The organism is Allobacillus sp. SKP2-8, from assembly GCF_007559355.1.
Taxonomy (GTDB): Bacteria; Bacillota; Bacilli; order Bacillales; family Alkalibacillaceae; genus Allobacillus; species Allobacillus halotolerans.
The window spans coordinates 240,921-257,439 of sequence record NZ_VMHF01000002.1; the positions used below are offsets into that span (position 1 = coordinate 240,921).

15 protein-coding genes and 1 other annotated feature are annotated in these 16,519 nt (G+C 37.3%); of the genes, 4 read left to right on the forward strand and 11 right to left on the reverse strand.

From position 1 onward, the window contains the following. Window positions 1-565: forespore capture DNA-binding protein RefZ (gene refZ, locus FPQ10_RS04455; protein WP_144161064.1), on the reverse strand; the 565-nt coding region annotated here is incomplete at its 3' end. Window positions 566-657: 92 nt separating this feature from the next. Here refZ and FPQ10_RS04460 point away from each other — a divergent pair. Both FPQ10_RS04460 and rpsD read left to right on the forward strand, forming a co-directional pair. Continuing rightward, window positions 658-1,140 (forward strand): GAF domain-containing protein, encoded by a 483-nt coding sequence (locus FPQ10_RS04460; RefSeq protein ID WP_144160884.1) that lies wholly within the window; start codon window positions 658-660, stop codon window positions 1,138-1,140. Window positions 1,141-1,375: 235 nt separating this feature from the next. Further along, window positions 1,376-1,978: a 30S ribosomal protein S4 gene (gene rpsD / locus FPQ10_RS04465; RefSeq protein WP_144160887.1), complete on the forward strand. Its 603-nt coding sequence runs from the start codon at window positions 1,376-1,378 to the stop codon at window positions 1,976-1,978. Between the two features lie 176 nt (window positions 1,979-2,154). On the opposite strand, the gene FPQ10_RS04470 is transcribed toward rpsD, so the two are convergent. The 8 genes from FPQ10_RS04470 to nfsA all read right to left on the reverse strand — a co-directional run bounded on the left by FPQ10_RS04470 (window position 2,155) and on the right by nfsA (window position 10,809). Next, a complete protein-coding gene (locus FPQ10_RS04470) occupies window positions 2,155-2,343 on the reverse strand; it encodes a hypothetical protein (RefSeq protein ID WP_144160890.1) in 189 nt (62 codons plus the stop codon). A 187-nt stretch (window positions 2,344-2,530) separates the two neighbouring features. Beyond that, window positions 2,531-3,253 carry an EAL domain-containing protein gene (locus FPQ10_RS04475; protein ID WP_144160893.1) on the reverse strand — a complete coding sequence of 241 codons (723 nt, stop codon included), beginning with the start codon at window positions 3,251-3,253 and terminating at the stop codon, window positions 2,531-2,533. A 268-nt stretch (window positions 3,254-3,521) separates the two neighbouring features. Further along, a complete protein-coding gene (locus FPQ10_RS04480; RefSeq protein WP_144160896.1) occupies window positions 3,522-5,492 on the reverse strand; it encodes an FtsX-like permease family protein in 1,971 nt (656 codons plus the stop codon). After that, the gene (locus FPQ10_RS04485; protein ID WP_144160899.1) at window positions 5,482-6,243 is read right to left on the reverse strand and encodes an ABC transporter ATP-binding protein; all 762 of its coding nucleotides are present in this window, start codon (window positions 6,241-6,243) and stop codon (window positions 5,482-5,484) included. The genes FPQ10_RS04480 and FPQ10_RS04485 overlap by 11 nt, the downstream gene beginning before the upstream one ends. Window positions 6,244-6,382: 139 nt before the next feature. After that, the gene (locus tag FPQ10_RS04490; RefSeq protein ID WP_144160902.1) at window positions 6,383-7,387 is read right to left on the reverse strand and encodes a sensor histidine kinase; all 1,005 of its coding nucleotides are present in this window, start codon (window positions 7,385-7,387) and stop codon (window positions 6,383-6,385) included. Beyond that, a complete protein-coding gene (locus FPQ10_RS04495; RefSeq protein WP_144160905.1) occupies window positions 7,384-8,070 on the reverse strand; it encodes a response regulator transcription factor in 687 nt (228 codons plus the stop codon). The genes FPQ10_RS04490 and FPQ10_RS04495 overlap by 4 nt, the downstream gene beginning before the upstream one ends. Before the next feature lie 161 nt (window positions 8,071-8,231). Next, window positions 8,232-9,800 carry an acyl-CoA synthetase MbcS gene (gene mbcS, locus FPQ10_RS04500; protein ID WP_144160908.1) on the reverse strand — a complete coding sequence of 523 codons (1,569 nt, stop codon included), beginning with the start codon at window positions 9,798-9,800 and terminating at the stop codon, window positions 8,232-8,234. A gap of 262 nt (window positions 9,801-10,062) precedes the next feature. Next, window positions 10,063-10,809 carry an oxygen-insensitive NADPH nitroreductase gene (nfsA, locus tag FPQ10_RS04505; protein WP_144160911.1) on the reverse strand — a complete coding sequence of 249 codons (747 nt, stop codon included), beginning with the start codon at window positions 10,807-10,809 and terminating at the stop codon, window positions 10,063-10,065. A 124-nt stretch (window positions 10,810-10,933) separates the two neighbouring features. Between nfsA and FPQ10_RS04510 the strand changes: the two genes are divergently transcribed. Beyond that, window positions 10,934-11,596, forward strand: a complete 663-nt coding sequence (locus FPQ10_RS04510; RefSeq protein WP_144160914.1) for a peroxiredoxin — start codon at window positions 10,934-10,936, stop codon at window positions 11,594-11,596. An 89-nt stretch (window positions 11,597-11,685) separates the two neighbouring features. Here FPQ10_RS04510 and FPQ10_RS04515 read toward each other — a convergent pair whose 3' ends face one another. Further along, window positions 11,686-14,439, reverse strand: coding sequence for a UPF0182 family membrane protein (locus FPQ10_RS04515; RefSeq protein ID WP_255439692.1), 2,754 nt, complete (start codon window positions 14,437-14,439; stop codon window positions 11,686-11,688). Window positions 14,440-14,590: 151 nt separating this feature from the next. On the opposite strand from FPQ10_RS04515, the gene FPQ10_RS12935 reads away from it, so the two are divergent. Then, the gene (locus FPQ10_RS12935) at window positions 14,591-14,755 is read left to right on the forward strand and encodes a hypothetical protein (RefSeq protein WP_186278532.1); all 165 of its coding nucleotides are present in this window, start codon (window positions 14,591-14,593) and stop codon (window positions 14,753-14,755) included. Window positions 14,756-14,858: 103 nt separating this feature from the next. On the opposite strand, the gene tyrS is transcribed toward FPQ10_RS12935, so the two are convergent. Continuing rightward, window positions 14,859-16,127: a tyrosine--tRNA ligase gene (gene tyrS / locus FPQ10_RS04520; protein WP_144160917.1), complete on the reverse strand. Its 1,269-nt coding sequence runs from the start codon at window positions 16,125-16,127 to the stop codon at window positions 14,859-14,861. Between the two features lie 61 nt (window positions 16,128-16,188). After that, window positions 16,189-16,390: a binding site (T-box leader), on the reverse strand. Window positions 16,391-16,519: the final 129 nt, after the last annotated feature.

Consider the following 16,519-nt stretch of genomic DNA (forward strand, 5'->3'; position numbering starts at 1 on the left):
CAATATAAGCTCGGATAAATGATTGACCACTCTGATCCCACGTATAGCCTTTTTGCCAATCATTGGCATACATGAACGGAGCATTTAATAAGCTTTTTAATTGAATATGTAAGGCGTCCTTTGAGGCCCCTTTCAATTCTAATACATTTGCTACCGTATTCACCATTTCATTCATTAAATATCGCTCTTTCGCCACATAAGTAGAAAACATTTCCCTGATAAAAATATTATCTAATGACAATTCACGTTGAATAAAACATGTGAATTGAAAGTTCTCATACTTGTATTGTATAATTTCTTCAATTACATTCAATATACGTTCTGCTGGCTGGTCATCTTGGCGATCTTCAAGTAAATTTTCGACTAATTCCAAGTACCGTTCATAATAATCGACAGTCATCGTTTCGAGTAATCCTTGTTTATTTTTAAAATAATAACTGATTAAAGAAACATTGACGTCCGCTTTCGCTGTGATCGCCCGAATGGATGTCCCTTTAAAGCCATTATAATAGAATAATTCTGCAGCAGATTCCATTATTTTATCTTTGGAACTTTTTTCTGACATGAAATCACCTCATATTAGTATACCATTCGATAGAATGATTGAAAAACCTTCCCATACATTTCGGGAGATTACGACAAAAAGGAGAATTACATATGTTTGAAACAATTTCCTATAATGGAACAAAAGAAGAAAATTATCAATTATTGATTAAACAACTTGCAAGCTTATTGGAAGATGAAAAAGATGTCACCGCTAATTTGTCCAATGCAAGTGCCTTACTGAATCAATTTTTAAATGAGGTTAACTGGGTTGGATTCTATCTAATGAAAGATGGTGAACTAGTTCTTGGACCGTTTCAAGGACTTCCTGCCTGTGTTCGCATTGCAGATGGCAAAGGGGTTTGTGGAACAGCCTCTCAGACTAGAAAAACGCAATTGGTAGCTGATGTGAATCAGTTCCCAGGTCACATCGCTTGTGACGCCAAAAGCCAGTCTGAAATCGTCGTTCCTATAATTATAGATGGCAAAGTTTACGGCGTGTTGGATATCGATAGCCCAATTAAAAATCGTTTTGATAAGACAGATCAAAAATATCTCGAAGAATTCGTTGATACACTCATCCGTTTCATAGACTAAACTTTCTAGTGAATATCCTTGACGGTAGTAAGTATTACACTTATAATGGTCTTTGTGTAAAATAAAGAGCAGCCTATGTGTACCAGCTATGTTGTATTTTGTACCTCAACGATGAGGTGTATCCCGTAACTCTCTGCTGCTGGAGCGAAGATGCATGAAAGCAAAATGCGCATGGTGATTGAGGGACACACTGTTACTATTTTATGCAAATATAACATAAAAGGAGGAGAAGCTCGTGTCACGATTCACAGGCTCTCTCTGGAAAAAATCCAGACGTTACGGTATTTCTTTAACCGGAACTGGAAAGGAATTGGAAAGACGTCCTTACGCACCAGGCCAACATGGTCCAACACAGCGTAAAAAGCTTTCCGAATATGGTTTACAGCTTCAAGAAAAGCAAAAACTACGTTATATGTTCGGAATTACAGAACGTCAATTCCGCAACACGTTCGTTATTGCAGGTAACATGAAAGGTGTTCATGGTGAGAACTTCTTGATCTTGCTAGAATCTCGCTTGGATAACCTCGTTTACCGTGCTGGTTTTGCACGTACACGTCGTCAAGCGCGTCAGCTTGTAAACCACGGTCACATCACTGTAGATGGAAGTCGTCTTGACATTCCTTCCTACCGCGTAAGACCTGGCCAAGTTATTGGGTTGAAAGAAAAATCCCAAAATCTTGACATTATCGCTGAAGCAATCGAAGTGAATAACTACGTACCAGAGTATTTAACTGTCGATGCTGACAAAAAAGAAGCTACTTTCAACCGCTTCCCAGAGCGTGAAGAAATGCCTTCTGAAATCAACGAAGCGTTAATCGTTGAATTCTACTCTCGTTAATTAGCTTTCAAAATGTTGAACTAAAAAACTCTCGAACTTTTAATAAAGTCCGAGAGTTTTTTTATTAAGAATCACACACATTGTCTTCTAATAAATTGCAAAAAGTTACCCCAATGATATTGAATCCATCAACGTCATAGGGGTAACTTTTCCATTGTAATATGTAATGCCAAATCTTATAAAAATAAATACCAACCAATAAATCCAAAAACGATAATCAGAGGAATTAAAATGACATACATAACAGACAAACTGGAGAAACTTTTGTTTGAATTATAATCTTTCTTTCCTTGGTTACCGATCATAATCGTAATAATAAGTGCAATAATAGAAACAACCATCGTGAGGAATAGGTAAAAATACATTATTTGTCCTCCTTCAATTACCTTTGCTTACCTTTATGATAACATAAACAACTGTATATTGATGTGATCGTTTTCTCAATTTTGTGTCTATCTTAAAGAAAAAATCAGCAGCAAATGTTTCATTAGAAGAAGGGCATTTAAAGACAAATAAACTTTAGAACCTATTCACCTAAAAATTTAATCTGATTTATATGAAATTCTTTAATGAGCCTGGTCTGCCAAAATAGTATCCTTGACCATAATGAATTCCTAGTTGTTTGGCTACATGACAATCTTCCTCAGTTTCTATTCCTTCCAACACGATAAAAATATTCGCAGAAAAAGATTCCATGATCGACTGAATAAATAACTTCTTTTTCGAATCCGTTTTCAAATTCATCGCATAAAAACGGTCGATTTTTGCAATGTGTGTTTCGATCTCGATACTGTTGAAAATACTATTCCCTTTACCCAGATCATCTAAGGCTATTCGAAACCCGACTTGTTTTAGCTGTTGAATATTTTTATGGAGTCTGTAAATATTCGTTTTTTCTTTTTCGTTGATTTCTATCACAATGTTCTGAAAGTCCAATGCTACTTCTTCAATGATTTTAATAAACTCTTCGTAAAAATGTTGGTGGCAAAGCGTAGAAGGAAAAATGTTAATAAACAGAGTAAATGCGCTGGGCTCTTCCTGTAAACATTCCTTTTTAAACGTTTCACACGCCAAACGAATGGATAACATATCCAACTCATATAGCAAGCCCTCGTTTTTGGCTTTCTGAAAAAGCACCTCTGGATTCGGGATCTCTTCCGAACGGATGAGCGCTTCAAACCCAATGATTTCATCGTTCGACAAATTTATGATGGGTTGAAAAACATGAAATATATTAAGCTTTTTAATTGGAGAAATTTCGTTTATGTATGCCACTGAACAATTCCGTCCTTATGTATTAAATTCTATTGTATACGTTTAGTATAGCGAAATTTGTTACATTTTACTATGAAATTTTTCCGTTACAGTTTATATATCGGCAGAAACGGCCAAGTGTTTAACAAAGAATACTTAATTTTCACTTCAGGCTTCAGTGAAGATAGTTTTTAACGCTAATGAAATAAGCTCCGTCATTTTTTTGTAAAATAACGGAGCTTATTTTGAACTTGCCCTCTATTGAGAACTTGATGTATTCAAAGAAAGTTTATAAAGCTTCTTGAATGATTTTTCTATAATACAACACGGATAACAAACCAAACAGTGAATAAAGAATTGCATATACAATCATGACAATTAACATCGGAGTCCATACTTCTGTTCCAAAGAAAAACCACCCAGACTGAACAGCAAAGTAACTATGAAGCAATCCGACCAATAAAGGAATTCCAAAGTTGAAAAATTGCTTGAGCTGAATACCTTTTATTAAATCTTGTTGTGTAAACCCTAACTTTCTCAGAATCGTATAGCTCGGTTTCTCATTTTCACTTTCATCCATTTGCTTGAAATACAATATACAACCTGATGTCACTAAAAACGTGAGACCTAGAAATCCAACGATAAACATAATTAAGCCCATGTTCATCCTTTGATTTCGAGCCATGTTTTGTTGTGAATCATTTCCTGCCCATCGATCTATTTCTTCAGTTAGAAAAAGCTCATTTGCTTTCTCAATATCTTGCTCGCTAACATCGATGCCTCTGAAGGTCATAGCACCTCCATCTTGTGATCGTTGTTGTAATTCGGGGTCCATATCCGTTTTCAATTGTTGGTATTTCGCTTCATCGACAATACCGATCGGCATTCCGCCCCCATTTGTAAAGTAGTTCGAGACATAGTACTCACGATTCAATCCTATAAATTTCATCGAGAATTGTTCGCTCTCTGTCTTAATTGTTGCTTCTCCCGATTTTTTAAATGACATGAATCGTTGAAGAAAGTCTGAATAACCGGATAGAAAGAAGTGATTTTCATCCACATCAATTTCCTCGATCGATTCATCACTGATAATCGGTAATTGTAGTTCACTTGGATTCATCGTCACTGAAGAGTCCTCATCATAGTTAAAATCCATAATATTTGTTGCATCTAACTCGACATTGAATACTTCGATTTGATTTACCTGATAATCGATACCGTTCTCTTCTAATATTGACGTAAATTGTTTATAACTTTCCTCATTTACTAAAGAGAAATCATTAATGACAAAATTCTCTGCTTGCTTCTCAGCTGAATAGTAAGAGATATAACTTAAACTTAGTAACCCGATTGCTAGGGCAGACACTGTCGTAATGATTGTCAGCAATAAAGCATTTGACTTCATTCGAAACATAATCGACGATGTTGATAGGACTTGATTAATTGATAAATAACCTTTATGGCTTTTCCGAATCAATTGCAAAACAAAAGTGACGGAACCTTTATAAAATAGGTATGTCCCTACTATAACTGCTCCTAAAATAAATGCCATCGCATAGAACAGTTCATTGGTTGTACTGAAGTCTCCACTAAATAGCTGTTGGGAAACAACATAACCAGAAATGATTAAACCAATACCTAACAGACCGAGTAATACTTGAAAAATCGATAGCCTCTTCACCTTGATCTCCGTTGACTGCTGAATCGTAAATAAGGATAGTATACTTTCTCTTTTAATAAACAAATAATTGACGAACATAATGAGTAAGTAAATGATACCAAAGACGATCAGTGTCTGTTTAAGTGCTTCCGTAGAGAAATGCATCGTCGCAATATCGGTTACATCGGTTAATTTATACACAATCATAACCATTAACTTAGAAATTGAAAATCCAACACCAATTCCAATTGCTAATGACACAAGATAAAGAATTAAGTTTTCTATCGTCAACAGTCGAAAAACCTTACCCTTCGTCATCCCAATAAGTTGAAACAATGCAATTTCATTGCTGCGTCGCTTAATAAATAGGTTATTTGCGTAAACTAAAAACACACCAACAATTAAGATTAAAACAATCGTACCTGCTCGGACTGCTGCTTGCCCTTTGATCGTTCCAGTTGCTGGATCCATTGAAGCGTCGTATTGAAGCGTTACAAATGCAAAATAAATGGATACACTAAAAATTAAAGCAAATACGTACAAATAATAATTTCTTAGATTATTCTTCAAGTTTCGATAGATCAATTGATTAACGTTCATGTTGCACCCCGCCTAACACGCCTTGCGTTTTCACAATATCGTTGAAGAATAATTGTTGGTCTTCATCGCCCTTATTTAATTGTGAGTACACCTCTCCATCTTTCAACAAAACGACACGATCACTATAACTGGCAGCCACTGGATCATGCGTAACCATTAAGATGGTTGCTTTGTGTTTCTCATTCATTTCAACCATTTTGTTCAATAAATTAGAAGCGGCTTTCGAATCAAGTGCACCCGTCGGCTCATCTGCAAAAATGATACTCGGTTGATGAATAAATGCCCGTGCTGCAGATGTTCTCTGTTTTTGACCACCTGAAATTTCACTTGGATACTTATTCCGTTGTTCATAAATCCCCAATTCCTTTGCAGCCAAGTCGAATTTTTCGTTTGCTTGCTGCCGTGAAACCTTTTGGATTGATAAAGGAAGCAATATATTTTCTTTGACGGTTAACGTATCAAGTAAATTGTATTCCTGAAAAATAAAACCTAAATGATGCTTCCGAAACTCAGCAAGCTTTTTGGATTTCATGTTTGTAATTGTGTGTCCATCAATCGTTATTGTTCCGTGACTCACTTGATCGATTGATGATAGCACATTCAATAACGTCGTTTTTCCTGAACCCGAAGGTCCCATAATCGTCACGAATTCTCCTTGATCGATGGTAAAATCAATTCCTTTTAACACTTCCGTACGGTTGAACTTGTTACCAAAGCTTTTGTAAATCTTTTGAGCCTTCAATAAATGCATGGCTGATTCCCCTCTCGTTATTTCTGTCTTTATTGTATCGTGACAATCATATAGACTCCTTTGTTTTAACGAACAAATAGAAAAAGCATATGACATTTTTGTCACATGCTTTTCAGGTTGATCACGTGAACCGTTATCATTAGTAAGATGTCCATAACTCGGCGATTTCATTTCTCTTCGGAAAGATTAACATAAACGACGTTCCGACCGTATGTTGTGACTCAACCTTAATTTGAATATGCAGAGATTCGGCGGCTTGTTTCGCTAAATACAGACCCATACCAGTTGCCCCGTGATCTTTCTGCACCGTCGAAGTGAATCCTTTTTCAAATATTCTCGGTATGTCTTTTGACAAAATCCCTTGGCCTTCATCTCGTATTGAAAGAATAACTTGGCCATTCTGTTGTTCGCTTTGTATATATATATCAGATTTTTCACTATACTTCACTGCATTAGATAGCAATTGTCTGACGATAAAGGAGAGCCATTTGGTATCTGTCAGAACGACCTCTTCTCGTAAATCAATATCAAAACCAATATTCTTATACATACACCATGATTTCATCGTACGAATCTCTTCATGAATCAACGGTTCGAGTAAGACTTCTTCCACATACAAGTCGCTTTCAATCACAGCAATCCGCTTCCGATGGAGCTGCTGATCAAGCAACATATGGATGCGTAGCCACTCGAAGTCCAAGTCCGACTTTAAGGCAGGGTTCTCAATACGATCAATGATTAAACTCATTGCACTAAGCGGTGTTTTCACTTCATGAATCCATGAAAGCAGTTCGTCTTTTTCTTCTTCCAATTGAATCCGATTTTCTGTTTCCATCGATTTGAGTTTGTCAAATTGCTGATGAACCCGATGTGCGACCACTCTTTCAAATGGTCTAAAAGGTGTTGGTATTTCCGAGGTATCAAACTGGTTTGTTTGATTGTCCAATGCTTTGTAAAATTTTGTTTCACGTAGATAACGAATAATGAGAAAGATGACAAAGATGATTGAGGTCAGAAATACAAAGTATCTGACAGAATGGAGTGACCAATTTTCATCTAGGTAAGCCATAAACAGAAGGAGTAATTCAAAAAGCACAAATATACTTATCCAACTTTTCCGTTCGTTTAAGTAGTTCAACATCATTCTGTATTGCCTTCTTTCGCAATATATCCTTGTCCGACTTTCGTTTCAATATAATCGCCAAGATCAATTTCATGTAATTTTTTTCGTAAGCGATTTACATTAACAGTTAATGTATTATCACTTATAAATCGTTCGTCATTCCACAAACGATGAATCAATTCCTCTCTTGTAACGATATTATTTTTCTTTTCTAGCAGTCCTTTTAATATGAAAGCTTCGTTTTTTGTTAACTCAATGGACGTTTCATTTGTGGACACCAAGTTTTTCTCAAAATCGATGGTTGCACCTGCCCACGTTTTTAATTGAACTTGATCATTATTATAATTGTAAACTCTTCTAAGAATGGCTTGAATTTTGGCAATCAATACATCAAAGTGAAATGGTTTTTGAATATAATCATCCGCTCCAAGCTGCATGGACATGACCATATCGGTCGGATGATCACGTGATGATAAAAAGATAATGGGTACACTTGATGTTGACCGGATCATTCGGCACCAATGAAATCCATCAAACCTCGGTAATTGGATGTCGATGATAATTAAATCAGGTTGGATTGCGCTATATTCTTCCATCACTTTTGAAAAGTTCTCAATACCATATACTTCATAAGACCATTGTATAAGCCGTTCCTTTATTTCATGGAATAAGCTTTTATCATCTTCAATGACTAAGATTTTCATTCCGACACCTACATTTCTTAAAGAGTGACTATTGTTTAGTATATCGACTGCATTTTTGTTCGACAAGAGAATGCATGGACTATTTCAATAATATATTTTTATTATCATACAAGTTAAAACTCCTCACCACAACTTGGTAAGGAGTCATTTTAGCTTTCGTTTTAATTCATTTCTTGTTTCCGTAATTCCACTCGTCTAATTTTTCCAGAAGTCGTTTTAGGTAAGTCATCGATAAATTCAATTTCTCGCGGATACTTATATGGTGCTGTCAAATCCTTCACATGATCTTGAAGTTCTTTGATCAATTCATCTGAAGGTACATTGTCACCTTTCAATACGATAAATGCTTTGACAATATTCCCACGAACTTCATGTGGGCTGGCGACTACTGCACATTCTTGAACAGCTGGGTGCTTTACAAGAGCATCTTCAACTTCGAATGGTCCAATGGTATAACCAGAACTAATGATGATATCATCGCTTCTTCCTTCAAACCAATAATAACCTTCTTCGTCTTTTGATGCTTGGTCACCTGTCACGTAATAATTTCCACGTCTGGACGCCGCTGTGCGTTCAGGGTCTTTGTAATACTCACGGAAAAGAGCTGGCGTATCAAGTTTGACAGCGATATCCCCTACCTCTCCTGTTTTTACCGGTTGACCAAGGTCATCAATAATATCGACATCATTTCCTGGTGTCGGTTTACCCATAGCACCTGGCTTCACTTCCATATCTTTCATGAATCCTAACAGTAGTGTATTTTCAGTCTGGCCGTATCCATCACGTACGGTAATATCAAAATACTTTTTAAAGGTGTTGATGACTTCAACGTTCAATGGCTCTCCAGCAGACACAGCGCTGTGCAATGCAGACAGGTCATATTGGTCCAAGTTATCTTCTTTGGCCATCAAGCGATATTCTGTCGGTGTACAACATAGCACGTTGACTTTTTCATCCTGCAAAAGAGTTAAGTAAGTGCTTGGTTTAAATTTACCATTATAGACAAAACCAGTTGCACCTGAACCTAATACAGAGAGAAAAGGACTCCAAATCCATTTTTGCCAGCCTGGTCCGGCTGTAGCCCACACTTTGTCGCCTTCATTAATCGAAAGCCAATTTGGTGCTGCAGTTTTTAAGTGGGCATATCCCCATCCATGTGTATGAACAACCCCCTTTGGATTACCCGTTGTTCCGGATGTATAGGGTAAAAATGCAATATCGTCTCTTTCCGTATTCGCCATTCCCAGTTCGTCAGACTCCTCAGTCATTAACTCATCTAGAAACTTCCAACCCTCAACAGCTTGACCGACAGAGAACTTCACCAATTCATCGTATTCTTCCAATCCTTTATATTGGTCAACAAAAGGATAATAAGAAATGACTCCTCTCGCTTCACTATGACTCACACGGTATTGTAAATCTTTTGTTTTTAACATTTCCGAGCTCGGGATGACGATGACTCCTGTTTTCATGGCAGCAAGATAAACTTCATACGCTTTGATCAGGCGAGGAATCATAACTAGGACTTTGTCTCCTCGTCGAAGACCATTTTTCATAAAAGCGTTTCCAATTTTATTAACGTTTTTCATTAAATCATCATACGTACATTCTTCTCGATTACCTTCTTCATCCAACCAAACAATCGCTTTTTTGCCAGAACCATCAGCATATTTTTCCATTTCGTTTACAATGTTGTAAGTTGCAGGGGCAATTAAATCTGTTTTGTTCATCTAGTTCCAACTCCCTTTCTAATTATGTTGTATCATTATATCAAAATTTTAGAATATTTTAAATTGATTAATTAAAAAGAATGAAATTTATTTGTGTGATTATCAATACAGGCAAGTCTATCAATCGTTTGTTTAGTAATTAATTATACTCAATTCAAAAAACACCCCCATAGGAACGCTCTGTGCGTCGCTTGGGGGTGTTAATGAATTCAGTTACTGTAATCAAGGTTCAATCTTTCAAAAAGTTCTAGATAAAGATTAACTATGCTTTGTTGAATCCTTTTCCTTGAACAAAGTCTTTCATATTCATACGAACTTGCTTGCTCAGCATGTTCGTCATTTGATCGGACCAACGATCCTGTCTCTGACCACTTGTTCTCGTATCGTAGTAACTGGAGACGGTCTCGTCATATTCTTTCAATTGATTCGTATATACTTCAACGTCTTGATTATATTTCCCTTCATGATACACATGGTGTAAAGGTAAACGCGGTTTTGGATTCGACTGGTCTGCTGGATAACCAATCGTCATTCCGAATAACGGGATGACATGTGAAGGCAACTCCAAATATTCTGCGATCGATTCAATGTTATTTCGGATACCACCTAAATAACAGATTCCAAGTCCCATAGACTCAGCTGCAATAGCTGCATTTTGTGCGGCAAGCGTTGTGTCCGTAATGCCAACAATGAATTTTTCTGTACTTTCTAACGTGTCGGCAATCGATTCTCCTTTATTTTCAGCCATTAACTCATGGCGGTAAAAGTCAGCACAAAAAATGAGAACACGGCTGGCATGTTCCACATGTGTGTTTTTAGAAAGCTCAGCTATTTTTTTCTTTCCGTCATCGTCTTTAATACCGATGATCGAATAAGCTTGAACAAAACTACTCGTGGAAGCACTTTGTGCAGCTTGAATAATTGTTTCAACTTGTTCATCAGAGACGGGTTCACTCGTATATTTGCGAATCGAACGGTGATTTAAGAGTGTTTCAATCGTTGTATTCATTCATCATACCTCCATTTATTTTCAATCTATATGGTATATTAGTTCACAAATCGTTTGCAAGGGATTATACTAAAATATAAATCCTAGTAAACATATAGGAATTAAATTTTAGGAGGGTTACAAAATGTCTGAAGAAATGAATCAGCAACCTGAGATCCGCATACCACGTGTTGGTGAAAAAGCACCTGATTTTGAAGCCGTAACGACTCAAGGGATGAAAAGGTTAGAAGATTATAAAGGGAAGTATTTAGTATTATTTTCTCATCCAGCAGATTTTACACCTGTATGCACAACTGAATTTGTTGCTTTTCAAGCGATTTATCCACAACTTCGTGAATTGAACACAGAACTACTAGGGCTAAGTATTGACAGCAACCAATCACACTTAGCATGGGTCAACAACATCGAAGAAAATTTCAATATTAAAATTGAATTCCCAGTTATTGCTGACTTGAACAAAGACGTCGCATCTAAATACGGGATGTTAACACCGGAACATAATTCCACAGAGACGAATCGCGCTGTCTTTGTCATTGATGATAAAGGAGTTATTCGTGGAATTATCTACTACCCATTACAAACAGGAAGAAACATGGACGAAATCGTTCGTTTGATTAAAGCATTACAAACGACAGACGAACATAAAGTTTCTACTCCTGCAAACTGGGAGCCTGGCGATAAAGTCATCGTTCCACCACCTTCTACACAACAGGAACTCGAAGAACGTAAAAAGGATGATAGCTTAGAAGTGGTTGATTGGTATCTATCCAAAAAATCACTCGACTAATTTTTCGTCAATCGTTTTGTAGATTGACCTAGTAAATTCAATACGATATTAAAACTCCTCATTCGTGATGAATGAGGAGTTTTTGTTATTTATTCCATTTCAGCTAGTTGTTCTTCGATTTGGGTCATGACATCTGCAGCTTCCTGCCAATCTCCATTGGATAACGCATTCTGATACTGCTCAAATAAATCGGATACTTCATTCAATAATTCATTTGCTTCTTCCAGTGGAACACCTGCTTCACCTTCTTCGATTTCATCAGGTGCTGCATTGGATTCAATATAAGTCAGAATTCGATTCAGTGCTTTATCGAATGTCGATTCCATAACAATATAATCTTCATAAGCAATCACAACCTGCTTGACTTCCGGCAAGGATGTTTCATTACTTGATTCAATATAAATTGGCTCGACATACATCATGGTATCTTCAATTGGAATAGCCAATAAATTTCCGCGAATGACTTTTGATCCACCTTGAGACCATAAGTTCAATTCTTGAGAAATCGTACTATCCTGATTGATTCGGTTTTCAATCTGCTGTGGACCATAGACATTCCGTTGTTTCGGGAAGCGGTACACAATTTTCTCACCATAATGCTCGCCGTCATTACGAACACCAATCCATGCAATCATATTTTGTCGCTGTCGTGGTGTGTATGGCATCATCAATACAAATTCCTCTTGTTCTGCTTCCGGCAATTTCATTGTGACATAATAAGGATCCATTTCGATGTCTTGGTCGTAATATTTCTCTGTCGGGAACTGCCAGAAATCCTCTCGGTTATAAAAGACTTCCAAGTTCTCCATGTGATAGGTTCCATACATTTCTGCCTGAATGCTGAACAATCGCTCCGGATAACGGAAATGGTCTTGTAGATTTTCTGGAATGTCATCTGTAAATAAATCCGGGAACATATTCGCATACGTTTGAACAAGTGGGTCTTCTTCATCTACGATATAAAAATTCACTTCACCGGTATAAGCATCAATTTCGATTTTTACCGAGTTTTTAATATAGTTATTTTTATCATTATATTTCTCCGCATACGGATAATGGCTATCTGTTAAATAAGCATCGATAATCCAGGCGAGACTTCCATCATCACGTACATATATATACGGATCTTTCTCATATTCAAAGAACGGTGCAATACGTTCTACACGATCTTTAATATTACGTGTAACAAGAATTTGACTTTCATCTGTCACTTGATCGGATACTAACATTCGAAATGACATCTCATTCAATGAAAAAAGTAATCGATTAAGACCAGTGAACGGGATCCCTGTATCCGCTTCATAGCGATTGGATACGTTTGACTCGCCATCCGGATAGTCGAACTCATCAACTGCTGAATTCACAATAACCGTTGGGTAGTTTTGTTCCCCGAAATAAATTTGTGGCCGTTCCACATCGATTTCACCCGAGGTCGGTAAGTTTTTCACGAGATATTCCGGTTGCCCCTGTGCTGTCACTTCATTTACGTGACTCATCGCAACGCCGTAACCATGTGTGTAGCGTAAATTTTGGTTCACCCATGTTTGAGCTTGTTCAGGTAAGTCTTTCATACTTAGTTCACGAGCACCGATAAATACTTGTTCGTACTCACCATCTATCATATATCGGTCAATATCGATATCTTCAAATTCATAATACGTCCGGAAAGTTTGAATTTGATTATAAACATCATTCAATGGACGTGAGTCATTAATTCGTATATTGTTAATGGTCATTTCATTGCGCTCAATCATCTCTTCGTCTAAAGAAGCATTTCCTGGATGATCTTTCACTTCCATATCTTCCAACTCGTAAGCTTGCCGAGTCATCGCTAAATTTTCTTCTAGATATGGTGTCTCTTGTTGGAATTCATTAGGTGAGACGACAAATTGCTGAACGACAAAGGATGCCGCTTGACTTCCGAACAATACGAGTAAATAAAGACCAAATGGAATGATCAACCGCATGTAATTTTTACGGAACAACGTCACAACGGCCCAAATAGTAGCCAACACGGTTACTGCTGCCAATACATAAGCACTTGGGATATTAATGACGTCATCTGTATAGCTCACCCCATAAACAGCACTTTTTTGAAACGCGTTTACTTTGTTAGTAAATAACGCATCGTACATACCAAGGTAATGGGTTGCCGCTAATGACAAGCCAAAAATAGTGATATAAAAAGCTAACTGGACTTTAGCAATGCGGTGATGAAACGCTTGAAACATGAAATAACTAAATGCTGCGACACCCGCTAAAATCACAGAAAGGATCATCAAAACATTCAACACGAAATTCAACACTGGCAAGGTGAAAAAGTAAAATGAAAGATCATGCCCAAAATGAGGGTCTGCCTGGTTGAAGTTGACCTGATTGAACACCTTTAATACAGGTTCCCAACCTATCTTTTGGACAATAAAACTTCCAAGCAAGCCAATTAAAATGGAAATGATGATATTCGACCATGTAACCATTTTTTTCGGTCCAATTTGTTGGATAAACTTTGCCTTACCAATCGTATCGATAATAATTTTTTGCATCCCGGCAAGGGTTAAATAGGTGAAGATAAAAAACAGCAAGAATCCAGCCACGACTAAACTTATTTTCGTGATCAATGTCGTCGTATAAACTGATTCAAAACCTAATGACTCCATCCAAATATAATTCGTCAAGAAATTAAAAATGAATGGAATCGTTAGCAGTAGAAGAAAAATGAAGAAAAAGATCGTTCCCCATTTAAAAATTTTCTTCTTTTGCGTAGAGGTCATTTTATTTTGATTAAAAACAACCGTTTTCGATTTGTTATTTGGCCCATTCGAACCATTCGTCGTCCAATTCATTATGTATTCCCTCTCTTTTCTTCTGGATCTATTCCATTTTATCACACCTATACGTTCTCGACATGCATTGTAGCATAACAATATTAACAATCTATCCAGCATGGAATAGGAGACTGAGATAGAAAAAGAATGTTGAAGTAAAAAAATATAGGTGCGGCTGTTAACTGTTGATGTTTGGCCGCTCACTGCTGAAGATGGGCCACTAACTGATGAAGTCGGGCCGCTCACTGTTGAAGATAGGCCGCTCACTGCTGAAATCGTGCCGAAGACTGCTCAAGTCACGTTTTCCAAACAAGAATTAGCCTATCGCCAATAAATGGAGCGCCATCCAAACGGAAAACCCGAACAATTTATTTATATGTAAATTGTTCGGGTTTTAATTTTTTTATAAACTTTTTGTCCCAGTTTCCTTATTGGATTTACTGATGACGGATCAAGAAATACTTTTTCTTGCCGCGGCGAATGATGGTAAACATGCCATCCAATTTATCCTCGTCATTTACTTCATAAGCTGTATCTTGTTGACGTTCTCCATTGATATAAATAGCACCATTGGTAATATCCTCACGCGCTTGGCGTTTTGAAGAGGAAATTTTTGAGGCGACAAGTAAATCGACAAGACCAATTGAATTCTCATCTAGCTCATAGGAAGGAACATCTTTAAAGCTTTGCTCAATTTCTTTAGCATTCAAAGCTTTAATATCGCCTTCGAACAGCGCTTTAGAAATACGAATCGCTTGCTGTAAAGCTTCCTCGCTGTGAACGAGCTTTGTCATCTCTTCTGCCAGTCGTTGTTGCGCTTTCCGTTGCTCAGGACGCTCCTGCACTTCTTTTTCCAATTCGGCAATCTCTTCAAGTGAAAGGAACGTAAAGGATTTTAAAAACTTCACGACATCTCGGTCGTCTGCATTAATCCAGAATTGGTAAAATTCATATGGTGATGTTTTATCGGCATCCAACCATACGGCTCCACCGGCAGTTTTTCCAAATTTCGTCCCATCAGCTTTTGTAATCAATGGTACTGTCAGGCCGAAAGCTTTCGCCTCTTCCCCTTCTTCAGTTGTGCGGCGAATTAATTCCAATCCAGCCGTAATATTGCCCCATTGGTCACTACCGCCAATTTGAAGCGTGCAGTTTTCCAATTGATAGAGACGTTGGAAATCCAATGACTGTAAAATCATGTATGTGAATTCCGTATAAGAAATTCCTTGTCTAATTCGAGCTTCAACGGATTCTTTCGCAAGCATGTAGTTGACACTGAAATGTTTACCATAATCGCGAAGTAAATCGATGACAGACATTTTTGATAACCAATCGAAATTATTGACGGCTACTGCGCCTTTCTTCTCGTCATCAAAATCGATTAACTTTGATAATTGGCCTTTAATGTCCTCTGTCCATTGTTGCACGATTGAAGCATCGTTTAATTGTCGTTCTTCGTTTCGGCCACTTGGATCCCCAATCATACCAGTACCACCACCGACCAGTGCAATCGGACGGTGCCCTGCCATTTGGAATCTTTTTAGCATTAAAATCGGTAGTAAATGCCCGATATGCAGACTATCTGCAGTTGGATCGAATCCACAATATAAAGAAACCTGGTTCTCTTCCAAGTGTTTTTTCAAGCCATCTTCATCAGTGACCTGATTGATTAAGCCTCGTTGTTTCAACTCATCTAAAATATGCATACGGATCCTCCTAAGCTTTCTAAGCAATTTATTTTTTCCACAAAAAAATCCCACGTCCAATCATAGGGACGAGGGAATCGCGGTACCACCCTAGTTACAGCCGTAGCTGTCACTCATTTCAGATAACGGATTTACCGTCTCTAATTTTCATTAGAGAATGCTCCAAGTCGTAATTCGAAACATGAATCGGACTGGTTTGCACCGACCACCAGCTCTCTATTGCTCCTAAGACATGCTCTACTCTCACTCTTCAATACATGTATATATGCTTTTCTTTCATTTATTTAAGCATATCTGCATTTGTTTTTCAACTGGAAGTATAAAACGTTGTATTTTAAAGTCATTTAGAGTTGATTTTCTGCGTTAATCTCTAATATGTAGAGTCTATGAAT